The sequence below is a fragment of the Synechococcus sp. MIT S9504 genome, from assembly GCF_047497135.1.
GTDB lineage: Bacteria > Cyanobacteriota > Cyanobacteriia > PCC-6307 > Cyanobiaceae > Synechococcus_C.
In genome coordinates this window covers 2261677-2283598 of the sequence record NZ_CP138942.1, presented here as the reverse complement: position 1 = coordinate 2283598, position 21922 = coordinate 2261677, and the positions used below count along the sequence as shown (strand labels likewise).

The window sequence follows — 21922 nt, the reverse complement described above, 5'->3', positions numbered from 1 at the left end:
CGCGGTTGCTGAAGGGAATTCCTGGTGCAAGACCCAAGAGCGATCTGCGGTGTGAAGTGAAATGGTTGCTGGACCACGCTCTTGCAGCCTGCTGCGGTGATGACTGTTCGACACCCGCTGCTGAGACATGTTGAGATGGCATAGCGGTCAGGCAAAGAGTTTTCGATTTAGAAAGGTCAAATTGTACTGATAAAATGATGTGATTTTGACTCCTTGTCGAGCTATAGGAGCTCCTTGACTTGTCACACAAACGAAGCATGTTCTCATGCTTTTGTTTCGATTTTCGATATATTCTTGTCGAGGTTGAAATGGCTTCTGGGTTTGAGCGGTGGTCATAATGTACGCCTGGAGCTCGAATTGATGATGGTCAGCTTTATTCAGCTTCAAAAACATCGAAGCAGATTATAGATTCATTGTAGGTTGCAAGCATTTAGTTGCTGTATCATCTCGCTTGGACATCTCCCACAGCGAGTCTTTAGAAGCAGTGGCAATAGAATCAAAGAAAGCTTTAGCAGTTTAAGTCGTGGAAGTTCTCTCTGATAATCCAGACGCTGTCCCCTCTAAAGCACAGATTTCATATGTTCTGCGCGCAGTGACAAGTTTTGCTTATCCGGAGATGTTTCAGCTGATCCAAGCGCAATGCTTGCCCATCAGCAATTGTCTGTTATTCGTCGATCAATATTCAAAAGTAGATGAAATTATTATAGGGCTTGAGTTCCATCACGACAAATCAGAATTTGTTGATATATCTTTCTTTGGCCATGAATGGAGCGAAAAAATTCAGAAAAACATCATGCCTGAATGGTGGTCTGAGATTGAAAAAATTTGTTTAGAACCATCTGGTCGCAGTGGTGATTTTGGTGGCAGTGTTTTTTCTGGTAACGATTCAATCTCTGGCCGGCTGGCCAATCATGCTACTTCTACTTTGCAACTGCTAGGTGATCATATTATTGAGTGTGAGGCGCGCAATGGTCAAATCTCTGTGGCAGGTATTTTTATTTCATTGAGTCATGAGATTCAGGAGCATGCTAAGCCTGTATTTTCTTCAGCCTTTGATGTTATCTGTGAGATCCAGCGGGCCAAAAGTGAATCGTCGATTAAGCATCATTATGGCCTAAAAAGTCTAATCAGTAGTCTCGTTCAAGTGTTAGGAGAGCCCATTAATCTGGGTGTGATGGTTGGTCGTTCGCAAGATCTTAAGCTTATATTTGGTTGCTTAAAAAGCCCCATTGATATTCGTAAGGCTCTGAGCGTGGAATGTTGCGTCAAGGTGTCAGCAGAGTTTTTGGATCAAGTCAATTCTGCTGCTGTGAGTCTGCTTAAAGTGAGCGATATAACCTTTAGATTGTGTCTCGATATGAATTTGCAACGAGCTGCAATTGCTCCCCGTTTTTGCTTTGAAATTTTTCCGTCTCAGGTAATGTCTGAAACTAGAAACTGGTTGGTCTTGGATCAGCTTGCTGATATTTTCGGTCTAACGATGTCGGCTACTAAGCATGTTCGTTCCGTGCATCAACATCTGCCTATTGGTCAAAAGTTAGATGCAAGGTTAGTTGACATGATGCAGGGGCGATTTGATTTTTCGCAAAAGATGGTTAGTAAGCATAAATATCAGCAAGCAGCGGTGCTTAGTCATTACAAGATTTGTCTTGAGCTGGGTAAAGATATCACCATTAAATCATATGCTTATGTCAAGCAGTGCCTCTCTGATTGATTGCCAATTTTTTGCTTATGTTGTCGTGATGGATGGGCAATTGGTGGAGTCATGGGGGGATTGAAGAGTACTGAAACACCTACTTTCACAGGAATTAAGTACTGGTATAATTAATATTCAAATTATTGGCTTGGCGCCTCATGGCTTTATCGACGAGCATTATGAAAATGTATCATAATCTATATCATCTAGCATATCTTCATTGAGTTGGCTGAGCTTGTCAGGCCTGCTGGTAAAGGCTAAAAAGAGGGTCAACGATTTAATGGGTTTTTAGCAAGCATTGATTATCAATATAAACAAACAATCCAATGAGATATAGGAATTTATTGGTGATTTCTTAATGCTTTAATGTTCGTGTTTTTGTGAGTTAATTGTGAATCAGTAAAACACGATTGATCTTCGCAATTTTCAGGCTTGTTGCTCTTGATGCGATATCTTTGAAATAAGTCTGGTCTCCATCGTGAGTTTTGTCTCTGAAGCCTGCTGCTTTAGCGAGCTCTGTTCTGACAGCTGCAGAGCTCACGTCGATACAGTACAGCTTGAATTCAGTCTTAAAAAGATTGTAAGCAGGCTGCTTCCTTGTACCAGGGTTAGTGTGAGAGTGGATCATGTCAAATAAAATAATATCAGGCACGTCAGAGGTGTTAATCGAATTCTGGACCAATGTTGAAATGTATTCTGTAGTTCTTGGTATAAAGTAATTGTCTGCATTTGTTAGAATCGTATATTTGCCTTCTGATCTTTTCAGTCCCAAGTCTCTAAGGGTGTGACCATAGTCGTTGTGTCTTTGGCCTGTGCTGAAGAATTCTATGTTGGGGTGGATGTAGTTGGCTTCATTCATTAGGTTTGTGAACTCTTGGCTTTCTCCGTCATGAATGATGGTTAGTTGCCAGTCGTCATTTGTTTGATTGATCCAAGATTGTATGAAAACTCGTAGTTCCGGTAGTCTTTTGTAGGCTACAGCGATTATATGTATGAGCTTGCTCACGTCTCGCATAGGAAATTTTCATTATTTTAGTATAAATTTGTAGATATTCTCATAGTCACTAAGGGTCTACTCGCTGTCCCTCTGCTGTTCTTTTGTCGCCCTGCCGAGCTGGTGGGACCTGACTTGGAGGGCTGCAGGTTGGTGAAACGCCAGAGCGATGGAAGCCTGCTTTGGGACGTGATTGTGGAAACCGAGGCGTATTCACAGCATGAACCAGTCTGTCACGGCTACCGGCGCCGCTCAGCGCAAACCGAGTCGCTGTTTGGCGAGTCAGGGCGCTTTTGCCATAAGTATCGCCATCACGCCAAGCGAGTAGCTAAGTGCCATTGGTGCTCAAGGATGCTGAAGTGATTGGTTGAGGCAAGAGGTGGTCGCAGAAGCAAGAAGTGACGGGTCTCACCAGGACAGCAGTAACTCCCATTTGCATTTGATGTTTGGCTCAATCAAATCCCATAGGAGTTGCATCAGCTTGCGGTGAGGCTTCGCAAAGCGAATTGCATCCAAGATGGTGATAGGGAACGAAGGGTTTGGCAGTTATGTTGAGCAGATATGAGTAAATGTAGGGCTAAAGAATGTGGAGGCGTTATTTGCTCTGCCTTGCGTTTTTGTGTGCAAGGATTAGGCGACTGGGCGGGTGAACGCTTTGGCTATTTTGTGGGTAACGGTGCCAGGTATTGAAGGCTGATTTGTGGGCTGTTTGGGTTGATTGAAGCAATAAAAAACCCCTTAGGGCTTTGCAATGAGTAGGCTTTTAACAACTCGGGTCTGTCAGTGTTCTCTCCGTCCTCCAGCCGCGCTTTCTAACTCCTCCTCCACCAAGGGCACTTACTTACCTCCGTTATCCAATTTGTGTCACTACCTCCAGCCGCGCCTTCTAACTCCTCCTCAGAAATCTCAGATACCTCCTTCAAGTCGTCAGCAGAAATCATAAATCCCGCCTCTTTCGCAATAGAAACCACAGCATCAGGATTAGCTGCTGCTTTTAGCTTCTCTTGCAAACTTTCGTCTCCCTGGACCTTCTCAATAAATGCTTTGAGCTGTTCTTCTGACATGGGTATGAGGTCTTTTCAGCAGTCATAGCAATGGTCTGCTGCAGTGTCTTTGGCTAATATTAACAGCGCTCAATTGTGCCAGGTATTGAAGGCTGATTGATGGTGTTAGTCAGGCTTTACAAGCAATAAAAAGCACTTGTCGCTGCAGGAGCTTTGATGGATAGATTATCGTATAAAAGTTTATTTATAGTCTTATTGTCATAAGAGCGTATCCCAACAAGTTCCGGTGAAATTACATTGTTTTAAAGCATCCAACCCACCAGCTGCGTTGTTCTCTAACTCCTCTTCAGACATCTCTGATTGAGCCTTAGTTAGGTCTTCAGCAGAAATACTAAAACCTGCTTCTTTCGCAATCGCAAGAACTGCGCCTGAATCAGCTGCGGCTTTGAGTTTCTCCTGAAGGCTGGTATCGGATTTAACCTTTTCTAAGAAGGCTTTGAGTTGCTCTTCTGACATAGGTTTCAGGAGTCTTTAACGGTTATAGCAATGGTCCGCTGCAGTGCCTTTAGCTAATACTTAACGCACTCAATCGTGCCAGGTATTGGAGGCTGATTGATGGTCTTTTTGGAGTGATTGAAGCAATAAAAAACCCCCTTGGGGCTTTCGCGGGTGTGTAGGCTATCCGCAGATGCCCCCACCTATTACCCTGGGCAGCCCCAGCTACAGGCGCCACATCTCCCAGTGTCGCAGCCTGCATAAGACAGGTAATCCCCTCCAGAATCCCCTCCAGCTGCGCCCTCCAATTCCTCATCTGAAAGCTCTGTGACTTGAGCGTTCTTCAAGTCTTCAGCAGAAATCATAAAACCAGCCTCTTTCGCAATCGCAAGAACAGCATCAACATCAGCTGCGGCTTTGAGTTTTTCCTGCAGGCTGGTGTCAGCTTTGACTTTTTCCAAGAAGGCTTTGAGTTGCTCTTCTGACATCTGAGAGAAAGGGCTTTGTTGATTTCATTGTCTCTTCTTCAAGCAGCGTTGTCAGACTTGGGTGAAGAAGGTTTGTCGCTCCAGCCACGCCCATAGCCACCCAGCGCATCGCCAAGGATTTCCCAGCTCTACCCAAATCCTTCTTCTGCCGCCCTGCAGAAGTTGTTGGACCTGAGATGGTGGGCTGCAGGTTGGTGAAACGCCAGAGCAATGGCGGTTTGCTCTGGGGCGTGATTGTGGAAACCGAGTCGTATTCACAGGATGAACCTGCCTGTCACGGCTACCGGCGCCGCTCACCGCAGAACGAAACCCTGTTTGGCGAGCCAGGGCGGTTTTATGTGTATCTGAGCTATGGCATCCACCACTGCGTGAATCGAGCCGTGAGCTCAAGCAGCTCAGGCTGGGCTTGATTTTTGAAAGTTTGCTCTAGGTCAGTCAGCCAAGGTTCAAGCCACTGCAGCTGATTTGAGTGATTGTTCTTGATTGCAGATGCTCAACGGCTAAGTAGGGCTACAAGCTCTGGTGGGGTTGATGGATAAATCAGTGGTGCAGCCGTAGCCCTGGTGTCAGCAGCAATCCAGCACCTTGCTCAAGCCGCCATCGCTCCGCAACAACAACGGCACGCTCCAGGTGAGGGTGCGGATTGATGGCAAGGATGCGTTTATCAATCGCCTGGGACGCTGGAGCGACCCAGTGGCAGTTGCTAAAGCCCACGCCATCAGCGCCCAGATTTGGAGTGATTACCAGCAGGGCAGCTTTGACCGCAGCCTGATGGCATATCAACCGCTGATAGGTGGCAAGCAGGTGGCACTGCTGGAGGCGCTGAAGGTGAGGGCAGAGAGCAAACGCCAGGCTGCTGCAATCCACGCCCATAAGCTGCTGGAGCGATATGGAAAACCCATCCGCAATCGCAGTGAAGCAGAGGAGTTTCTGCGCTGGTTGAGAGAGAAGCGTGGATTGAGCGACTGCACGATTGCTGGGTTGATGACCCATTACCGCCAGTGCAGTGGAGGCAATCGCCATCTCTTTTCTCACAAGCTCAAGTGGCAGCGGCGCTCAGTCCAGAGCGATGTGTTGAGCGTGGATGAAATCCAGTCAGTGCTTGCTGATTTGGAGAGCAATGAGAGCTGGTATTACCCGCTGTTTCTGCTGTGGCTCAGCACAGGGATGCGCAATGCAGAAATCAGGGGATTGACCTGGGATTGCATTCGCTGGGAAGAAGGTGAGGTGCTGGTTTGTAAGAGCTTGCGGCGTGATGGCTATTCATCAGGTCATCACAGCTGGGCAACGACGAAGACAGGTAAGGAGCGTGTGGTCCCGCTGATGCCCCAGGTGCTGGAGGTGTTGAGGCAGCACAAGGCTGAGATGGAGCTGCTGGGGATTGATGACCCGTATGGGCTGGTGTTTGTAACCCCTACCAGCCACACGAACATCTACGACCACCTGGTGGGTCGTGTGTGGAAGCGGTCGCTTGAGCGTTGTGGCTTGAAGCCCCGCCGCCTTTACGCCCAGCGTCATAGCTTCCTGTCTCACGCTTTAGCGATGGGAAACTCCCCTGCTGATTTGGCAGCGGCAGCAGGTCATTCCACCAAGATGCTGCTGGATACTTATTCCAAACCAACAGGCAGATTGAAGATGCCGAGCTGGCAGATAGCTTGAAAAGAAAACTAAAAAGGATGCTTATTTCAAAGCTATAAAAGTGGGTGCGTCAGTGCTTGAAGTGCTGGGGAAATAGTAATAAAAATAAGCCTGCGTGATGTATTGCTTTCGTTGTCTTTGCCTGCGGAGATTGGAGTGTTGGTCAATCGTCGGCGAGAGACCCTGTAAAAACAACAACTTGTATAAATACTATCGCCTGCAGTGCTTGCTCGGTGGATTGAGAAGCGACCGCTGCTAGCAATACAACAGAAGAGATGTGCTGGATGCCAAGGGATTGGTGTCAGGTGTCTCTGAGTGAGAAGAAACAGGAGAAACTCAAATGAAATCAATACAACAAGAAGAGCGAAAGCAAGCCCACAATCTGAAGCGGAATGTCAAACGCCTCATCACAGGTGAGCTCCAAGGTATCAACCCTTGGTGGTTTATTAGCTTTCACTACCGAGACCACCACAGCAAAGAAGATGAGTTGCTCCAAGATGTTGCCGACCTCAAGCGAAAACTGCATCGCATCATTTATAAGAGCCGTGATAAGAGCATCAAGGGTGCTGGTGAATATCCGTATCCAAGGATGTTGTTTTTTCACGAAACCAGCCATCAGGGCACGGGTCAGTTTCATACCCATCTGATTGCAGAAAAGTTGCCAGTAAGGCTAAATACTCAAGTTGAGATGGAAGTCTTATTCCACAAGCGATTGCCCCATAAGGTCAAAGCGTTGTCTAAGTGGAAATCCATTGATATTCAACGCATCAACCAACAGGATGATGACTACAAACGCATCAGCAGTTATTTGGGCAAACAGACGAGTTTGGAGCTGATTGCCCTTGACCCATTCAACAGCGACCTATCAGCAAGAAAGCAATGAGAAGAAATCAATTCACCATCACTTACCCAGAAGGTGACGCCCAGCAACTGCATCAGGCACTTCTGCTCCTAAAGAGAAGCCGTTGCCTGAATATTTCAGCCTTCTGTAGGGAGGCGATTGCAGAAAAGCTGGAGCGATTGGAGCCAGTGGAAACCCAAGAGCTCGTCAAATGAAGACCATCACCATTCGCCTACCTGATGTGGAGGCAGCAATGCTGGTGGAGGTGCAGAAGGTCAATCGGGCGTATAGAGACATCCAAGGTTTTCTGGTGAGTCAAATCCAGCAGGAATATGCCAAGACCGCTAAGGGCAGAGCATCAAGTTGAAAGTGTCAGCCTGAGCAGCCGCAATGTCACGCTCACCACGCCATCTGCCTCAGGGCTATTCGTTTCACATCACCTTGAGGTGCAACAGCCTTCAGTTTTTGATTGCCAAAGGATTGAGGCGGGATGTGCTGCTAGCAGTGCTCGCCAAGGCACAAGCCAAGGTGCGCCATAGGTTGTATGCCGTGTGCCTGATGGCAAATCACCTGCATTTGCTTCTGCGTCCTGATGATGCAAGTGAATTGCCAAAGCTGATGCACTGGTTTGGCTGGTATTCAGCAATGGCACTCAACCGCTTGAGTGGTCGTTGCGGGCACTTCTGGGAAGCGAGGTATTACGCCACTGCCATCGCAGTTAAAGACCACAGACGAGTGCTGAATACCTTGCGGTATATCCACGCCAACCCGAAAGCAGCTGGAGTGCGGCAGGGGTTTTATGACCCCTATTCCAACTACGGGCACTACGGCAGGTTGGCGTGTGATGGCATCAGCGAATGGCACCCCAGTTTTCTGCAACTGGCATCAAGCCTCAAGGGATGCTCCAGGCGCTATGAGCGGTTCTGCCAGAAGTATCGCCATCACGCCAAGGGAGGAGCGAAGTGCCATTGGGGCTCAAGGATGCTGAAGCGATTGGTTGGGAGCAGTAGAAGCAAGAGAAAGCGTGTCTCGCCAGGGCAACAGCAACTGCCGTTTGTATTTGATGTGCGTCTCAATCAAATTCCAGAGGAGTGGCATCAAGTAGCAGTGAGATTTAGACGGGCGAATGGCATCCGAGATGGCGACAGGGAGCGAAGTATTTGGCAGTTGTGTTGAGGGGATAAGGGTAGAAGTAGGGCAACAGAATGCTGAGACTTTATTTGCCCTGCCTTGAATTTTCTTGCGGATTGATTAGGCAACTGGTCCGGTGAAAGTCTTGAGTGTTTAGTTGGTGATGGTGCCAGGTATTGAAGGCTGATTTATGGGGTCAGTCAGACCATTGAAGCAATAAAAAACCCCTGTCAATGCAGGGGCTTTCGCGGGTGTGTAGGCTCCTCCGGCTCAGTTCCAGGTGACTTGACAGGCAGTTGGCACCGGAAACAGTTGGCACCAACCACCTTCAGCCCCTCCAGCCGCGCTTTCTAACTCCTCCTCAGAAATCTCTGATTGAGCGTTCTTCAAGTCATCAGCAGAGATGCTAAATCCTGCTTCCTTGGCAATAGAAACCACAGCATCAGTATCAGCAGCTGCTTTGAGCTTCTCCTGCAGGCTGGTGTCAGCTTTGACTTTTTCCAAGAAGGCTTTGAGTTGCTCTTCTGACATCTGAGAGAAAGGGCTTTGTTGATTTCATTGTCTCTTCTTCAAGCAGCGTTGTCAGACTTGGGTGAAGAAGGTTTGTCGCTCCAGCCACTCCCATAGCCACCACTTCCATCGCCAAGGATTTCCCAGCACTACCTCAATCCTTCTTCTGCCGTCCCGCAGAAGTGGTGGGACCTGACTTGGTGGGCTGCAGGTTGGTGAAACGCCAAGCGGATGGAGGTTTGCTGTGGGGCGTGATTGTGGAGACGGAGGCGTATTCACAGGATGAACCTGCCTGTCACGGTTACCGGCGTCGCTCACCGCAGAACGAAACCCTGTTTGGAGAGCCAGGGCGGTTTTATGTGTATGTGAGCTATGGCATCCACCACTGCGTGAATGTGGTGACCGACCGCCCTGAATGGGCCAATGGCGTGTTGCTGCGTGCTGTGGCATTGCCTGATGAGCCTGAACGGATCGCGGCAGGGCCGGGTTTGCTGGCCCGACGGTTCGGGATCGATCGCGGTTGTGATGCCCTGTCGGTCTGCGGTGACGGTGACCTCTGGATTGCACCCCGCCCGGTCGAGCTGATCCACCCTGCTTTGGTCACCACCACCCGGATCGGGATCAGTCAGGGCGAAGATCTGCCTCTGCGCTGGTACCTGAAGACCAGCCGAAGTGTCAGCAAACGCGCTCGCGGGGATCGCTCCCCGAAGCCTGACGCTGCGTTTCAGCCCCGTTGATCCTTGGGTGGATGCACGGTGTGCCTCTACGGTTGAGAGCAGTGAGCCGCCGCCCAGTTGAGCGCCTGGACACACCGACACATTCTGGATCTCGCGGCTTTTTCCCGAGAAGACTTCGCGACTGTGTTGGAGTTGGCTCATCGTTTCCGGTCGATGCCGGTTACGGGTGCCCGTCGGCTGCCGGCGTTGCAGGGACGCTTGGTGGCCACCCTGTTTTTCGAGCCCAGCACGCGCACTCGCAGCAGTTTCGAGCTGGCGGCCAAGCGTCTCTCGGCAGACGTCTCCAGTTTTTCGCCTTCCAGCAGTTCGCTCAGCAAGGGGGAATCACTGTTGGATACCGCACGCACCTATGTGGCGATGGGCGCCGACATGCTGGTGGTGCGTCACCGCTGCACCGGTGTGCCGCGCCAGCTGGCAGACGCACTGGAACGCACCGGTGAACGCACTGTGATCCTCAATGCCGGTGATGGCCTGCACAGCCATCCAAGCCAGGGACTGCTCGATCTCTACACCCTGGCCTATCACTTTGATCCCGCCAATCCTCTGCCAGAGGCTTTGCAGGGTCGGCGTGTCCTGATCGTGGGTGACATCCTGCATTCACGTGTGGCCCGCTCCAACCTCTGGGCCCTGAGTGCCTGCGGCGCCGATGTCGTGCTGTGTGGTCCGCCCACGCTGGTTCCGGATGCTTTCGCCGACTTTTTGGCTGAGCCTCCCCCTGGCCAGACCATGGATCCTGTAGCGCAGCGGGGATCGCTGACCATCTGCCGTGATCTGGATGAGGCCCTGTCCGGAGCCGATGCGGTGATGACACTCCGACTTCAGAAGGAACGGATGCGGCAGCAGATGCTCACCGATCTGTATCGCTATCACCGTGACTACGGTCTCAGCCACGAGCGCTTGGCTCGATGTGGTGCCTCGATTCCGGTGCTGCACCCCGGCCCGGTGAACCGGGGGATTGAGATGAGTGGCGCTCTGCTCGATGACCTCAGCTCAAACCTGGTGGAGAGTCAGGTGAGCAATGGCATCCCGATCAGGATGGCCTTGCTTTATTTGATGGCAGCGGCTGAATCCTCTGTGGACTCACCTCCTTTGGGTTGAGGCGCAAGGCCGGAAACCTGATTGGAGTAGTAGTCCATTGCCGCTCGCAGCGCTGCTCCAGGTTCGGAGATGGAGGGACCGGCCCCTGGTGCCATCGGGAAGGCAGCATCAGGCGAATCCAAGCCCATGTGCTGACTTGGCATGCCCGTGAGCAGCATCGATGCTCTGGCCTGAGAGACCACCGCAAAGATCCATTTCACCAGCAATGAGAAGCGATTTTCATCATTGGGCATGAAGGCGAGGTGTGCAGCGGCCCACAGCAGCCAGCCAAGACCGCCTTTGAACTTGAAGCCACGCAAGTCAGCGACCGCGTCGACGCGATCCAGTACGGCCATGCTGCCGAAATCAAACCAGCTGAAGTTCGGACGCGATCCGCCGGCCACAATCGCGGCAATGTCCTTGCCAACGAAGCCCCCGGCCTGGGTGGCCGGCCCTGCCATGCCGGGCAGCTGATTTCCGTCTCGGGTGTGCTTGTAGCAGCAGAGGTCGCCCACCACCCGGATTTCGGGATGCCCCTTGACTGAGAAGTCAGGCTCCACAATCACGCGGCCGCCTCGGTCCGTTTCGCAGCCAACCGAATCCGCCAGCTTGCGGCCCAGATGTGAGGGACGTACGCCAGCGGTCCAGATCACGGTGGCTGCCTGCAGCCGGCGCTCACCATCCGGTGTTCCCACAATCGCTTCACCGGGTTGCATGCTCTGCACACGTCCTTTGAACAGAAACTCCACGCCAAGAGCCGACAGGGATTTCTGAGCAGCCTCAGAGAGTTCTTCCGGCATGGCTCTGAGTACGCGGTCGCCTGGATCGACAAGCACGATCCTGGTCTCCTCCGGATTCAGCTGGCGGAATTCCTTGCGCATGGCATTGCGCATCAGCTCGGAAGCTGCTCCTGCCATTTCGCATCCTGAGGGCCCTCCTCCAACAATCACAACGGTCTGCAGAAAGCGACGTGCCTCAGGATCAGGGGTCTGTTCGGCCTGCTCCATGGCCATCAGCAGCCGCCGTCGGATCTCCTCGGCGTGCTCCAGGATCTTCATTGGCGGGGCAAAGGTCCGCCACTCTTCGTGGCCGAAGAAGGTGCTGCCGGATCCTGTTGCCAGAACCAGGTGGTCGTAGCTGTAAGCCTTGCCGCTGAAGATGATCTGCTTGTCTTCCGCCTTGATTTCGGTGACTTCACCAAGCAGGACCTGCACATTGCTTTGGCGTCCAACCAGCTGGCGCAGCGGAGTCGCCACATCACCACTGGAAACCAATCCTGTTGCAACCTGATAAAGCAGAGGTTGGAACAGATTGAAGTTGCGTTTGTCGATCAGGGTGATGCGAACGTCTGCCTTGGCCAGCGCCTTGCAGGCACGCACACCTGCAAATCCTCCGCCCACGATGACGACGTGGGGAGCGTGTCGCAGACGCTCTTCAGGTGGATCCAGCTCGAGGAAGTAATGCTCTCCAGCCATGGATGCAAGGTTGACAATCTCAATTCAGCGTATGGATGCCGAAGGGTTTTGTCTGCGCTTTCAACAACATGAGCTGGTTAAAGCAACTTGAATCCTTCCAGGAGCAGGCCGTAAAGCAGTCCAAATCGCGTCATGTCGAGCAATTGTCGGCCTAGATGACTGCCCCGATCTTTGGCCCAGTGTCTTCTCACCCGCACCATCACTTCCATCAGCCCCACGCTGAGCATCGCAGCCACAGGATCCATCAGATTGAGAGCACCGGAGACGGAAGCAACGCCGTTGCCGATCATGAAACTTCCTGTCAGGGCGATCAGCAGGAGTGAAAAGCGTCTCCACGGATTGGTCGCCCAAAGGTCGAGCCTGGTCGTGGCTTCTCCAATCGTTCGCTGCAGGCGTGTTGTTTGGAGACGCGCTGTCAACTTGACGACCTCTCAAAAGAGAGGCAGGGACAACAACCGATGATCCCCATCACCCGGCCCGAACCCTGCCGTCCAATGTATACACCATTTGTGGGGTTAATGCCTCTATCAACCGCTACATATTGAGGCTTTTGATGCAAAAAGCCTGAAATTGTCCGGTTCAGCGGCTGATCACTCCCAAAGAAAAGCCTGAACAACGCTGCTTGGCAAGAGCAGGCTTCAGGATTAGTCGGATTCAGCTTTTGCTTTGCGAGAGCTTTTGCCTTCGAGAAGTTCAAGTAGCGCTTCCATTTGGGCCATCACTCCCCGTACCTCACCAGCTTCAGGCAGCAGACCGTCTTCCATAACGCCCTGATGCATTTCCCGCAGTTCCTGGCGGATGTAGCGCAGATGGCTCACTACCTGTTCCCGTTTCGACTGAGACATCAATCGTGGCTTTCTCAGCCTCTCTTTTACCGCATGGCCTGAATGAAACGCTCTTAATCAGCGTTAATCAGCGGCGGGAAAGGCCACCTGCCAGAAGAATCAGCCCGTAGGTCAAAAGAGCGGAAGGTCTGACGAGCACTGAAAGACAGCTCGTAACGCCGAGGGCGATCAGCAGCGAAGACCTGATCGCGTACCGGTAGCCAAGCGTGGGCCTGATCATGGTTCAACTCTTTGCAAACTTCGCCCTGGCTTCGGCGTAGAACGTTGAATCGATGCATTCAAGTTGGCACTCCTGGGCCATTGATTCGATTCTGCGGCGAACGGCCGGCCGCACGAAGAAGGGAACTTCCTTGAGCGACTGTTCTGCTTCAGCACTCCAGTTCAACCTTGATCTCTCACGAACTCGATGGAGAATAGGGGATTCGAACCCCTGACCTCTGCGGTGCGATCGCAGCGCTCTACCAGCTGAGCTAATTCCCCGGGCTGGGCAACTTAGCGCCGGTTTTCAAACGCACTCGAAGGCAAAATGAACATCAGTGCTTCGTGCCTGCATGCTGATCACTCCGGAGCGACTGGCTTCTTTTGATGAGGCATCCGTTGCGACGCTGGCTCGCCGTCTGGAGTACGACGACTACCCAACTCCATTTGAGGGCCTGAGTGACTGGCATCTGTTGAGAGCCCTTGCCATTCATCGACCGGAACTCACCGCTCCATACGCCCATCTGATCGATCAGGAACCCTTCGACGAGGACTGAGCCAATGCCGGCGCTGCTGAAGGGACGACGGGTGCTGGTGGCTGCCTCGGGAAGCATTGCTGCTGTCAAGACTCCGCTGCTGGTCAGTGCCCTTGTGCAGGCAGGGGCTCAGGTCCGCTGTGTGCTCACCGCCAGTGCAGCCCGCTTGGTGAGCCCAGTGGCTCTGGCAACGCTCAGTCGTGAACCCTGCCTGCAGGACGCTGACCAGTGGGATTCTACGCGCCCGCGACCACTGCATATCGAGTTGGCCGAATGGGCGGACCTCGTGGTGGTGGCGCCGCTCAGTGCGACATCACTCTCCCGCTGGGTTCAGGGCGATGGCGAAGGACTTTTGGCCAGTCTTCTGCTGGCTTGTGAGTGCCCAGTTCTGGCGGCGCCAGCGATGAATACAGCCATGTGGAAGCATCCAGCCGTGCAGCGCAACTGGGGCTTTCTGGTTGACGACCCTCGCGTGCTGCCCCTGGCGCCTGAGAGCGGTCTGCTCGCCTGTGACCGACTCGGCACGGGACGCATGGCAGACCCCGTCAGGATTGAGTTGGCCGCCGCCAGCGCCCTGTTGCAAGCCGATGCTGAGGGCCTGCTCAAATCCGACTGGCGTGGCAGGCATGTGCTGGTCAGCGCCGGTCCCACTCTGGAAGCTTTGGACTGTGTCCGCGTCTTCTCCAACCGCAGCAGCGGCCGCATGGGTGTTCTGCTGGCCCAGGCCGCTCATCTGCGAGGTGCCACCGTCGATTTGGTGCATGGCCCGCTGCAGGTTCCCCCGTCCTGGCTGGAAGGTTTGCGCTGTCATCCTGTGGTCGGAAGTGCTGCTATGGACAACACGCTCCAACAACTGCAGCCGCAAGCGCATGCGGTGTTGATGTGCGCGGCTGTGGCCGATTTGCGCCGGACCTGTTCTGCTGATGTTGAGAAGCTGCCGAAAGACCAGCTGATTGGCTCGATTGAGGCTGGTTGGGAACTGGCGCCAGATCTGCTTCAGGCGCTGGTGAGGAGGCGTCCCAAGGGGCAGTCTGTTTTGGGATTTGCCGCTCTGACGGGATCCGACGAGCAACTGCTTGAGCTTGGCCGCCGAAAGCTCCAAGCCAAGGGCTGTGACCTGCTGATGGTCAATCCCGTCGATCGTCCGGGTCAGGGGCTCGACAGTGATCAGAACGCCGGCTGGCTTCTGGGTCCAGGCGATCATCATCAGATCTGCCCCCTCGAAGACAAGCTCGCGTTGTCCCACCGATTGCTGGATCGACTGTTGGAGATCACTTCCGACGACTTGAATCAGTCAGCCGGCTTGGTCAGGCGGCCGTCTTGATCAGGCAGTTGTCTTGATCAGGCAGCCATATCGGCAGGATCTTGCTGCAGCAGATCGATGAACGTGCGCAGTTGAAGGCGCGGGATATAGGGCCAGCCGCCGCTGCGTTCCATCGTTTTGAGCAGAGCGAACAGCTTTTGGCGGTCTTCTGGAAGGCTTTCGCGAAAGGCATCTTCCTGAATGTCTCTGTGCAGGGCTTCCAGATCACGCAGGAGCACCAGTAGAGACTCGGGATCGTCTCGATGCAGTTCCGATAGTTCTCGGAGTGTTTTCAGCGCCGGCTTCAGCTTCTCCTGGATGGTTTCTCGGCCGTCGTGCTGCATCGAGAACACTTCACCTTGTTGAGACGTGCAAAAGGCTAGCCGGTGCGACCGTTTGACACCTGTAGGATCCGCCTGTCCGGTGGACATCGTCAACAGCCGGCGTTTCGGCTTCTCCTCCATGCGCATCCGTCCTCTGCTGGCCCTTGTGCTGGCTTTCTGTCTGACCTTCGTCACTGCCTGCAGCGGAGATGCTCAGGCTGTTGATCGTTCGAACATCACGTACGACGACATCCGTAACACCGGCAAGGCGAATGATTGCCCCACGCTCCCTGAATCCGCCCGAGGCTCCATTCCGCTCACCCCCGGAAATGACTATCAGCTGAGTGCCATCTGCATGCACCCCAGTCAGGTCTTCGTGAAGGGTGAGCCTGCCAACAAGCGTCAGGAAGCCCAGTTCATTGAGGGCAAGATCCTCACCCGTTACACCTCCAGTCTTGACCAGGTCTACGGAGACCTCGTTGTGGGTGAGAAAGGCCTTTCCTTCACTGAGGAGGGTGGCATTGACTTCCAGGCCATCACCGTTCTGGTTCCAGGCGGTGAGGAGTTCCCTTTCACGTTCTCCAGCAAAAACCTGAAGGCCGAGGCTGAAGGTGCAGCCATCACCACCAGCACAGACTTTGAAGGCGAGTACCGCACGCCGAGCTACCGCACCAGCAACTTCATTGACCCCAAAGGACGTTCACTCACAACCGGTGTGGACTACCCGCAGGGTCTGATCGGTCTGGGTGGTGATTACCAGGAGCTCGAGCAAGAGAACAAGAAGCAGTACATCGACGGACAGGGTGTGATGAGCCTGTCGATCACTCGTGTTGATCCTTCCACGGGTGAATTCGCAGGGGTTTTCACCGCTATCCAGCCCTCAGACTCTGATATGGGCAGTCGACAAACTGTGGACGTCAAGATCACTGGGGAGCTCTACGGCCAGCTTGAGGAAGCCTGATTCCTTCAACACACTTCGATCAGCAACAAGGGGCTTCGGCCCCTTTTTTGTTGTGAACCCTTTTCGCTGAAGCCGCCGGCTGTCGTCTGGGAGAATCGCGCCGTCTTCCCAATCCACTCCGGCCTGTCATGACCGCCAGCTCCCCTTCCTCTCAGACCGGTGTGATCGCTCCCTATGGCGGCACCCTTGTGGATTTGATGGTGCCTGAGGGTGACAAAGCCGCTGTGAAGGCCTCAGCCGTGAGCAGCATCGAGTGCTCCGACCGCAATGCCTGTGATGTGGAGCTGCTGGTGGTCGGTGGCTTCTCCCCTGAAAGGGGCTTCATGCTCCAGGCCGATTACGACGCCGTGGTGGCAGGCAATCGCACCACAACGGGTTATCTGTTCGGACTGCCGATTGTGATGGACACCGACCGTGAGGACATCACGCTGGGGCAGAAGATTCTGCTCACCTACAAGGGTCAGGATCTCGCGGTGCTCACCGTTGAGGACAAGTGGGAGCCAGACAAGGTGATTGAGGCCAAGGGCTGCTACGGCACCACGTCGCTGGAACATCCCGCTGTGCGCATGATCGCCACCGAGCGCCGCCGTTTCTACCTTGGTGGTCTGATTCAGGGCCTGGAACTGCCTTCGCGCGTGTTCCCCTGCAAGACCCCAGCTGAAGTTCGCGCAGGTCTGCCTGAAGGCGAAGACGTTGTGGCTTTCCAGTGCCGCAATCCCATCCATAGAGCCCATTACGAGCTGTTCACCCGAGCTCTGCATGCCAGCAATGTCAGTGAGAACGCTGTGGTGCTAGTGCATCCAACCTGTGGTCCCACCCAGCAGGATGACATTCCCGGTGCTGTGCGCTTTCAGACCTATGAGCGCCTGGCGGCCGAGGTGGAAAACCCGCGGATCCGCTGGGCCTATCTGCCCTACGCCATGCACATGGCAGGCCCTCGTGAGGCCTTGCAGCACATGATCATTCGCCGTAATTACGGCTGCACCCACTTCATCATTGGACGCGACATGGCCGGCTGTAAGTCGTCCTTGAGCGGTGACGACTTCTACGGCCCCTATGACGCTCAGAACTTTGCCAAGGAATGCGCGCCTGAGCTCACCATGGAAACCGTGCCCTCTCTCAACCTCGTCTACACGGAAGAAGAGGGGTACGTCACTGCTGAACATGCCGAGGCCAGAGGTCTGCACGTGAAGAAGCTGAGCGGCACTCAGTTCCGCAAGATGCTGCGCAGCGGTGAAGAGATCCCCGAGTGGTTCGCCTTCAAAAGCGTTGTGGATGTGCTCCGGTCCGCCTGAGCTCTCAGCTTCCTATTAACATTCCTTCATCAGAGGCGGAAGACCCTTGAACAAACGTTGGCGGAACATTGGGCTTGGGGCCCTCCTAGTGCTCGCGATCGTTGTGATCGCACCGGCTTTCTTTGGTGGTGCCGGTGGCCCTCAACCCGAGGCACGCTCGCTTCGTTACAGCGATTTTGTGGAGCGGGTCCAGGAAGATCAGGTCAGCCGTGTGCTTCTTTCTCCCGATCGTGGTACTGCTCAGGTTGTCGAGACCGATGGCCGTCGCGCTGAGGTGAATCTCGCTCCCGACAAGGACCTGCTCAAGCTGCTCACCGATCACAACGTTGATATCGCGGTTCAGCCTTCGCGTCAGCCAGGTGCCTGGCAGCAGGCTGCTTCAAGCCTGATCTTCCCCTTGTTGTTGCTCGGCGGGCTGTTCTTCCTCTTCCGTCGTGCGCAGTCGGGCGGTGGTGGCGGCAATCCCGCCATGAATTTCGGCAAAAGCAAGGCCCGTGTTCAGATGGAACCTTCCACGCAGATCACCTTCGGTGATGTTGCAGGCATTGAAGGGGCCAAGCTTGAACTCACCGAGGTGGTCGACTTTCTCAAGAATCCTGATCGCTTCACAGCTGTCGGGGCCAAGATTCCCAAGGGTGTGCTTCTTGTAGGCCCTCCAGGTACAGGTAAGACGCTTCTGGCCAAAGCTGTTGCAGGCGAGGCCAACGTTCCTTTCTTCTCAATCTCCGGTTCGGAGTTTGTCGAGATGTTTGTCGGCGTTGGTGCGAGTCGTGTTCGCGATTTGTTCGAGCAGGCCAAGAAAAACGCTCCCTGCATCGTCTTCATCGATGAGATTGACGCGGTCGGTCGTCAGCGTGGCGCTGGCATGGGTGGTGGAAATGATGAGCGTGAACAGACGCTCAACCAGCTGCTCACCGAGATGGATGGTTTTGAAGGCAATACCGGCATCATCATTGTGGCGGCCACCAACCGTCCGGATGTCCTCGACTCTGCTCTGATGAGGCCTGGTCGTTTCGACCGTCAGGTCACGGTGGATCGCCCCGACTACGCGGGTCGTCTACAGATCCTCGGAGTTCATGCCCGTGGCAAGACTCTTTCTAAGGACGTTGATCTCGACAAGGTGGCACGACGCACACCGGGTTACACGGGTGCTGACCTGTCCAATCTGCTCAACGAAGCGGCGATCCTTGCGGCCCGTCGCGATTTGAGCGAAGTCAGTAACGACGAGATCAGTGATGCCATTGAGCGCGTCATGGCTGGCCCTGAGAAAAAGGACAGCGTGATGAGTGATCGTCGTAAGCGTCTCGTCGCCTACCACGAGGCTGGCCATGCCTTGGTCGGTGCTCTGATGCCTGACTACGACCCGGTTCAGAAAATCTCGATCATCCCGCGTGGAAATGCTGGAGGACTGACCTTCTTCACTCCCAGCGAGGAGCGGATGGAGTCAGGCCTTTATTCCCGCACCTACCTTCAGAACCAGATGGCCGTTGCGCTGGGTGGCCGTGTCGCTGAAGAGATCGTCTACGGAGAGGATGAAGTCACAACAGGCGCCTCCAACGACCTGCAGCAGGTGGCTTCGACAGCAAGACAGATGATCACCCGCTTCGGCATGAGCGACAAGCTCGGCCCAGTGGCTCTTGGTCGTTCTCAGGGAGGCATGTTCCTTGGCCGAGATATCGCTGCTGAACGCGACTTCTCGGAAGACACTGCGGCCACTATCGACGAAGAAGTTTCCGATCTCGTGGCTCTTGCCTACAGGCGTGCCACCAAGGTTCTTGTCGATAACCGATCCGTTCTCGACGAGCTCGCTGACATGCTCGTGGACCAGGAAACTGTGGATGCTGAAGAGTTCCAAGAACTGCTGATCCGCAGCGATGTCCGTATTGCTGAATACGTCTGATCATGAGCAGGGTTTGATCCGCTCCCTGCGGATCCAGCCCCTTCTGGTTGTTTTGCGTCCAGAGAGCACTGACCTGGACGCATCCTTTCCAAGCACCCGCCTGAGTCGTCAGCTTGATCAGCTGGTTGAGGCGGGTGTTCAGCACGTCGAAATTGCCTGGATTGAGCATCCCCGTTGGCCCGATCTGGTGATGGCAGCGATGTCTCGTCATCCGCGTTTGTCTCTGGGAGCGGCATCGATCACCCAGCAGTCGGCTTTAAAGCAGGTGGCTGAGCTGGGATTCAGCTACGCCATGTCGCCGCTGTTGGACAGGGGTTTACAGCAAAAGGCCAGGCAGCTCGATTTTCTGTTGGTGCCAGGCGTGATGACGCCCTCTGAGATCAGGCAGGCTTGCGATCTGGATTGCCGTTTGGTGAAGTTGTTCCCGGCCAGCGTGCTGGGTCGCGGTTTTTATCGACAGATCGCTGCGCCAATGGGCAATCTTCCCTTCATGATTGCTGCTGGAGGCTTGCGTGCCGGTGACCTCTACTCCTGGCTGGGAGCTGGATATGACGCCATCGCTCTTGGCCGGACGGTGTTCGAAAACGATGGTTTTGATCCTTGCCTTTCCGCCTGGATTGGCGCATGAGTGGTAGCAATGAGACCCATCTGCTACAGATAAGAGAGATGTTTTGGTGACGATGTCTCAGCTATCCATCAAGTTGAGCGACAAAGCTGATGCTTTGATCGCTCAGTTGCAGAAGGAAATTTTCAATCGACGACGCAAGAAGGTCACTGCCTCCGGCGTTGTGGAGACCCTGGTGGAAAGCGGGGCTCGATCGCAGTCCGACAAGCGTTTCTCAACCTCCTGGGTCAATCTGATTCAGGACATCGAAAAGGCCGCCAAGCTGGCCAATGCCCACGGCAGCAAGCCCTCTTCTCTCAGCGATGAAGAGTGGGTGATGGTGTTGAGCCATCGCAACCGTCAGTCCACAGGCAAGCCTGTTCGCCAGTCGGCTGCCAAAAAAACCGCTGCCAAAAAGCCTGCGGCTAAAAAACCCGCAGCCAAAAAGCGTGTTGCCGCAAAGGCCGCCACGGCTAAGTCTCCTGCAGCGAAAGCCTCGGTCGCCAAGGCTTCCTTGAAGAAACCCGCTTCGCGTAAGCCGACCACGACCAGAGCCGCCAAAAAGACCACGACAACGTCGACAACCGTGAGCACTGCCAGCAAGCCACGCGCAGCTCGACGTGCCCGCAAGGCCACCAAGTCAGCTCCCGCTGGATCAGTGGCTGGACGCATGGCCAAGGCTGCAGCTCAGCTGGGCAGCGGCAGCGGCATCCCTTCTCCGGCTCGCAGCTGATCCACAAGTTGATCCACACAGTGCAGTCTCACCAGAGGCTGCACTGACCCTGCTGCCTGAGCAGGTGATCGGCCAGAACCAGATTCACCATTGCCTCCACCATCGGCACGGCCCTGGGCAGTACACACGGGTCATGCCGACCTTTGGCGGCGAGTGTGGTGGCCTGCCCGCGGTCGTTGATCGTTTGCTGCTCTTTGCGGATTGTGGCTGTTGGCTTGAATGCCACCCGGATCACAATCGGCTCACCGTTGCTGATGCCTCCTTGAATTCCGCCGGAATTGTTGGTGGCTGTCCGCAGTTGACCGTCTTCGCTTGGGAGAAAGGCGTCATTGTGCTCGCTCCCTTTCAGCAGGGTGCCGGCAAAACCTGAGCCGATTTCGAACCCTTTGGTGGCAGGTAGTGACATCACCGCTTTGGCCAGATCCGCTTCCAGCTTGTCGAACACAGGCATTCCCAGACCCACGGGAGGTCTGCGTACAACGCACTCGATCAGGCCTCCACAGGAGTCACCGTCGCGGCCGATCGCCTCAATCCGTTCGATCATCCGCTCGGCCATTGCAGAATCCGGACAGCGCACGATGTTGGCTTCCACGGCTTCGCGGTTCACCGCATTGATATCCACCGTGGCTTCGAGGTCATGAATGCGTCGGACCCAGGCCACCACCTCGGTGCCATGGGCCTTGCTCAGCAACTGCCGGGCAATGGCACCGGCCGCCACGCGGCCGATTGTTTCGCGGGCCGATGCTCTGCCTCCGCCGCTGCGGGCCTGAATGCCGTACTTCGCCTGATAGGTGGCATCGGCGTGGGAGGGACGAAAGGCAACCTCCATCTCTCGGTAATCCTGGGGCCGCTGATCTTTGTTGCGCACCACCATGGCAATCGGAGTGCCCAGGGTGATGCCATCCATGACGCCGCTCAGAATCTCCACCTGATCGGCTTCCTTGCGCGGTGTGGTGATTCTGCTTTGGCCTGGTTTGCGCCGGTCCAGTTCGGCCTGAATCGCTGGCAAGTCGAGCTCCATTCGCGGCGGGCAACCCTCCAGGACCACGCCGACTCCGCCGCCATGGGATTCTCCGAAGCTGCTGATGCGGAACAGGGTGCCGAAACTGCTGCCCAATGGAATGCCTTCTCTCGTTTG

The 21922-nt window shown here is 54.4% G+C and carries 26 protein-coding genes, 1 tRNA gene and 2 pseudogenes; 16 read left to right on the top strand and 13 right to left on the bottom strand.

The window, feature by feature from the left end:
* Positions 1 to 523: 523 nt before the first annotated feature.
* Positions 524 to 1714: a hypothetical protein gene (locus tag SIB58_RS12735; protein ID WP_156486652.1), complete on the top strand. Its 1191-nt coding sequence runs from the start codon at positions 524 to 526 to the stop codon at positions 1712 to 1714.
* 367 nt (positions 1715 to 2081) lie between these two features.
* Here the strand turns inward: SIB58_RS12735 and SIB58_RS12730 are convergent, their stop codons facing one another.
* Positions 2082 to 2702, bottom strand: a complete 621-nt coding sequence (locus SIB58_RS12730) for a glycosyltransferase (RefSeq protein ID WP_197461136.1) — start codon at positions 2700 to 2702, stop codon at positions 2082 to 2084.
* Between the two features lie 45 nt (positions 2703 to 2747).
* Between SIB58_RS12730 and SIB58_RS12725 the strand changes: the two are divergent.
* Positions 2748 to 2984, top strand: a pseudogene (locus SIB58_RS12725) (DNA-3-methyladenine glycosylase); the annotation flags it as partial.
* Positions 2985 to 3502: 518 nt separating this feature from the next.
* On the opposite strand, the gene SIB58_RS12720 reads toward SIB58_RS12725, so the two are convergent.
* The 3 genes from SIB58_RS12720 to SIB58_RS12710 all read right to left on the bottom strand — a co-directional run bounded on the left by SIB58_RS12720 (position 3503) and on the right by SIB58_RS12710 (position 4677).
* Entirely contained in the window at positions 3503 to 3754 is a 252-nt protein-coding gene (locus SIB58_RS12720) for a Nif11-like leader peptide family natural product precursor (protein ID WP_067326372.1), read from the bottom strand.
* Between the two features lie 198 nt (positions 3755 to 3952).
* Complete coding sequence (locus tag SIB58_RS12715) at positions 3953 to 4210, bottom strand: Nif11-like leader peptide family natural product precursor (RefSeq protein ID WP_066904668.1); 258 nt, start codon at positions 4208 to 4210, stop codon at positions 3953 to 3955.
* A gap of 185 nt (positions 4211 to 4395) precedes the next feature.
* The gene (locus SIB58_RS12710; RefSeq protein ID WP_066904666.1) at positions 4396 to 4677 is read right to left on the bottom strand and encodes a Nif11-like leader peptide family natural product precursor; all 282 of its coding nucleotides are present in this window, start codon (positions 4675 to 4677) and stop codon (positions 4396 to 4398) included.
* A 176-nt stretch (positions 4678 to 4853) separates the two neighbouring features.
* Between SIB58_RS12710 and SIB58_RS12705 the strand changes: the two are divergent.
* The 5 genes and pseudogenes from SIB58_RS12705 to SIB58_RS12685 all read left to right on the top strand — a co-directional run.
* Positions 4854 to 5084: pseudogene (locus SIB58_RS12705) on the top strand (DNA-3-methyladenine glycosylase); the annotation flags it as partial.
* A 178-nt stretch (positions 5085 to 5262) separates the two neighbouring features.
* Positions 5263 to 6336: a site-specific integrase gene (locus SIB58_RS12700; RefSeq protein ID WP_231856943.1), complete on the top strand. Its 1074-nt coding sequence runs from the start codon at positions 5263 to 5265 to the stop codon at positions 6334 to 6336.
* Between the two features lie 319 nt (positions 6337 to 6655).
* A complete protein-coding gene (locus SIB58_RS12695) occupies positions 6656 to 7198 on the top strand; it encodes a hypothetical protein (RefSeq protein WP_067326371.1) in 543 nt (180 codons plus the stop codon).
* A 169-nt stretch (positions 7199 to 7367) separates the two neighbouring features.
* The gene (locus SIB58_RS12690) at positions 7368 to 7523 is read left to right on the top strand and encodes a hypothetical protein (RefSeq protein WP_007099788.1); all 156 of its coding nucleotides are present in this window, start codon (positions 7368 to 7370) and stop codon (positions 7521 to 7523) included.
* Between the two features lie 23 nt (positions 7524 to 7546).
* On the top strand, positions 7547 to 8332 hold the full coding sequence (locus SIB58_RS12685; protein WP_066904662.1) for a transposase: 786 nt from the start codon (positions 7547 to 7549) through the stop codon (positions 8330 to 8332).
* Between the two features lie 225 nt (positions 8333 to 8557).
* Here the strand turns inward: SIB58_RS12685 and SIB58_RS12680 are convergent, their stop codons facing one another.
* The gene (locus SIB58_RS12680) at positions 8558 to 8818 is read right to left on the bottom strand and encodes a Nif11-like leader peptide family natural product precursor (protein WP_066904660.1); all 261 of its coding nucleotides are present in this window, start codon (positions 8816 to 8818) and stop codon (positions 8558 to 8560) included.
* A gap of 92 nt (positions 8819 to 8910) precedes the next feature.
* Here SIB58_RS12680 and SIB58_RS12675 point away from each other — a divergent pair, with 92 nt between their 5' ends.
* Both SIB58_RS12675 and SIB58_RS12670 read left to right on the top strand, forming a co-directional pair.
* Positions 8911 to 9534 (top strand): DNA-3-methyladenine glycosylase, encoded by a 624-nt coding sequence (locus SIB58_RS12675; protein WP_066904658.1) that lies wholly within the window; start codon positions 8911 to 8913, stop codon positions 9532 to 9534.
* Between the two features lie 57 nt (positions 9535 to 9591).
* The gene (locus tag SIB58_RS12670) at positions 9592 to 10632 is read left to right on the top strand and encodes an aspartate carbamoyltransferase catalytic subunit (RefSeq protein WP_066904655.1); all 1041 of its coding nucleotides are present in this window, start codon (positions 9592 to 9594) and stop codon (positions 10630 to 10632) included.
* Here the strand turns inward: SIB58_RS12670 and SIB58_RS12665 are convergent.
* The 6 genes from SIB58_RS12665 to SIB58_RS12640 form a co-directional block, all read right to left on the bottom strand.
* Positions 10581 to 12086 (bottom strand): NAD(P)/FAD-dependent oxidoreductase, encoded by a 1506-nt coding sequence (locus tag SIB58_RS12665; RefSeq protein WP_066904653.1) that lies wholly within the window; start codon positions 12084 to 12086, stop codon positions 10581 to 10583. The two genes, SIB58_RS12670 and SIB58_RS12665, sit on opposite strands and share 52 nt — an antisense overlap.
* Positions 12087 to 12163: 77 nt before the next feature.
* Positions 12164 to 12505, bottom strand: a complete 342-nt coding sequence (locus SIB58_RS12660; protein WP_066904650.1) for a DUF565 domain-containing protein — start codon at positions 12503 to 12505, stop codon at positions 12164 to 12166.
* 225 nt (positions 12506 to 12730) lie between these two features.
* Positions 12731 to 12931 (bottom strand): hypothetical protein, encoded by a 201-nt coding sequence (locus tag SIB58_RS12655; protein ID WP_006042295.1) that lies wholly within the window; start codon positions 12929 to 12931, stop codon positions 12731 to 12733.
* 67 nt (positions 12932 to 12998) lie between these two features.
* A complete protein-coding gene (locus SIB58_RS12650) occupies positions 12999 to 13151 on the bottom strand; it encodes a hypothetical protein (RefSeq protein WP_156486651.1) in 153 nt (50 codons plus the stop codon).
* A gap of 3 nt (positions 13152 to 13154) precedes the next feature.
* Positions 13155 to 13316 carry a PCP reductase family protein gene (locus SIB58_RS12645; protein WP_066904648.1) on the bottom strand — a complete coding sequence of 54 codons (162 nt, stop codon included), beginning with the start codon at positions 13314 to 13316 and terminating at the stop codon, positions 13155 to 13157.
* A gap of 22 nt (positions 13317 to 13338) precedes the next feature.
* A tRNA-Ala gene (locus SIB58_RS12640) sits at positions 13339 to 13411 on the bottom strand.
* Between the two features lie 71 nt (positions 13412 to 13482).
* Between SIB58_RS12640 and SIB58_RS12635 the strand changes: the two genes are divergently transcribed.
* Both SIB58_RS12635 and coaBC read left to right on the top strand, forming a co-directional pair.
* Positions 13483 to 13686, top strand: coding sequence for a DUF2555 domain-containing protein (locus SIB58_RS12635; RefSeq protein WP_066905019.1), 204 nt, complete (start codon positions 13483 to 13485; stop codon positions 13684 to 13686).
* A 4-nt stretch (positions 13687 to 13690) separates the two neighbouring features.
* Positions 13691 to 14989, top strand: coding sequence for a bifunctional phosphopantothenoylcysteine decarboxylase/phosphopantothenate--cysteine ligase CoaBC (coaBC, locus tag SIB58_RS12630; protein ID WP_067326368.1), 1299 nt, complete (start codon positions 13691 to 13693; stop codon positions 14987 to 14989).
* Positions 14990 to 15006: 17 nt separating this feature from the next.
* Here coaBC and SIB58_RS12625 read toward each other — a convergent pair whose 3' ends face one another.
* Positions 15007 to 15312, bottom strand: coding sequence for a hypothetical protein (locus SIB58_RS12625; protein WP_066904645.1), 306 nt, complete (start codon positions 15310 to 15312; stop codon positions 15007 to 15009).
* Between the two features lie 118 nt (positions 15313 to 15430).
* Here SIB58_RS12625 and psbO point away from each other — a divergent pair, with 118 nt between their 5' ends.
* The 5 genes from psbO (at position 15431) to SIB58_RS12600 (ending at position 20784) form a co-directional block, all read left to right on the top strand.
* Positions 15431 to 16252 carry a photosystem II manganese-stabilizing polypeptide gene (gene psbO / locus SIB58_RS12620; RefSeq protein WP_066905011.1) on the top strand — a complete coding sequence of 274 codons (822 nt, stop codon included), beginning with the start codon at positions 15431 to 15433 and terminating at the stop codon, positions 16250 to 16252.
* Positions 16253 to 16380: 128 nt separating this feature from the next.
* Positions 16381 to 17547: a sulfate adenylyltransferase gene (gene sat / locus SIB58_RS12615; protein ID WP_067326365.1), complete on the top strand. Its 1167-nt coding sequence runs from the start codon at positions 16381 to 16383 to the stop codon at positions 17545 to 17547.
* A 46-nt stretch (positions 17548 to 17593) separates the two neighbouring features.
* Positions 17594 to 19447: an ATP-dependent zinc metalloprotease FtsH3 gene (gene ftsH3, locus SIB58_RS12610; RefSeq protein ID WP_066904641.1), complete on the top strand. Its 1854-nt coding sequence runs from the start codon at positions 17594 to 17596 to the stop codon at positions 19445 to 19447.
* Complete coding sequence (locus tag SIB58_RS12605; RefSeq protein ID WP_066904638.1) at positions 19422 to 20075, top strand: bifunctional 4-hydroxy-2-oxoglutarate aldolase/2-dehydro-3-deoxy-phosphogluconate aldolase; 654 nt, start codon at positions 19422 to 19424, stop codon at positions 20073 to 20075. Before ftsH3 ends, SIB58_RS12605 begins: the two co-directional genes overlap by 26 nt.
* 52 nt (positions 20076 to 20127) lie before the next feature.
* Complete coding sequence (locus tag SIB58_RS12600; protein ID WP_066904636.1) at positions 20128 to 20784, top strand: hypothetical protein; 657 nt, start codon at positions 20128 to 20130, stop codon at positions 20782 to 20784.
* Positions 20785 to 20812: 28 nt separating this feature from the next.
* Here SIB58_RS12600 and aroC read toward each other — a convergent pair whose 3' ends face one another.
* Positions 20813 to 21901 (bottom strand): chorismate synthase, encoded by a 1089-nt coding sequence (gene aroC, locus SIB58_RS12595; protein ID WP_066904632.1) that lies wholly within the window; start codon positions 21899 to 21901, stop codon positions 20813 to 20815.
* Positions 21902 to 21922: the final 21 nt, after the last annotated feature.

What these genes read in the sequence shown, in the direction of transcription:
- SIB58_RS12600 (WP_066904636.1), top strand. Translation starts at nt 20,128, where the DNA reads ATGTCTCAGCTATCCATCAAGTTGAGCGACAAAGCTGATGCTTTGATC.
- SIB58_RS12655 (WP_006042295.1), bottom strand. Translation starts at nt 12,931, where the DNA reads ATGTCTCAGTCGAAACGGGAACAGGTAGTGAGCCATCTGCGCTACATC.
- SIB58_RS12720 (WP_067326372.1), bottom strand. Translation starts at nt 3,754, where the DNA reads ATGTCAGAAGAACAGCTCAAAGCATTTATTGAGAAGGTCCAGGGAGAC.
- SIB58_RS12710 (WP_066904666.1), bottom strand. Translation starts at nt 4,677, where the DNA reads ATGTCAGAAGAGCAACTCAAAGCCTTCTTGGAAAAAGTCAAAGCTGAC.
- psbO (WP_066905011.1), top strand. Translation starts at nt 15,431, where the DNA reads ATGCGCATCCGTCCTCTGCTGGCCCTTGTGCTGGCTTTCTGTCTGACC.
- SIB58_RS12605 (WP_066904638.1), top strand. Translation starts at nt 19,422, where the DNA reads ATGTCCGTATTGCTGAATACGTCTGATCATGAGCAGGGTTTGATCCGC.
- SIB58_RS12685 (WP_066904662.1), top strand. Translation starts at nt 7,547, where the DNA reads ATGTCACGCTCACCACGCCATCTGCCTCAGGGCTATTCGTTTCACATC.
- SIB58_RS12650 (WP_156486651.1), bottom strand. Translation starts at nt 13,151, where the DNA reads ATGATCAGGCCCACGCTTGGCTACCGGTACGCGATCAGGTCTTCGCTG.
- SIB58_RS12635 (WP_066905019.1), top strand. Translation starts at nt 13,483, where the DNA reads ATGCTGATCACTCCGGAGCGACTGGCTTCTTTTGATGAGGCATCCGTT.
- SIB58_RS12680 (WP_066904660.1), bottom strand. Translation starts at nt 8,818, where the DNA reads ATGTCAGAAGAGCAACTCAAAGCCTTCTTGGAAAAAGTCAAAGCTGAC.
- SIB58_RS12715 (WP_066904668.1), bottom strand. Translation starts at nt 4,210, where the DNA reads ATGTCAGAAGAGCAACTCAAAGCCTTCTTAGAAAAGGTTAAATCCGAT.
- sat (WP_067326365.1), top strand. Translation starts at nt 16,381, where the DNA reads ATGACCGCCAGCTCCCCTTCCTCTCAGACCGGTGTGATCGCTCCCTAT.
- SIB58_RS12625 (WP_066904645.1), bottom strand. Translation starts at nt 15,312, where the DNA reads ATGCAGCACGACGGCCGAGAAACCATCCAGGAGAAGCTGAAGCCGGCG.
- SIB58_RS12695 (WP_067326371.1), top strand. Translation starts at nt 6,656, where the DNA reads ATGAAATCAATACAACAAGAAGAGCGAAAGCAAGCCCACAATCTGAAG.
- coaBC (WP_067326368.1), top strand. Translation starts at nt 13,691, where the DNA reads ATGCCGGCGCTGCTGAAGGGACGACGGGTGCTGGTGGCTGCCTCGGGA.
- SIB58_RS12690 (WP_007099788.1), top strand. Translation starts at nt 7,368, where the DNA reads ATGAAGACCATCACCATTCGCCTACCTGATGTGGAGGCAGCAATGCTG.
- SIB58_RS12665 (WP_066904653.1), bottom strand. Translation starts at nt 12,086, where the DNA reads ATGGCTGGAGAGCATTACTTCCTCGAGCTGGATCCACCTGAAGAGCGT.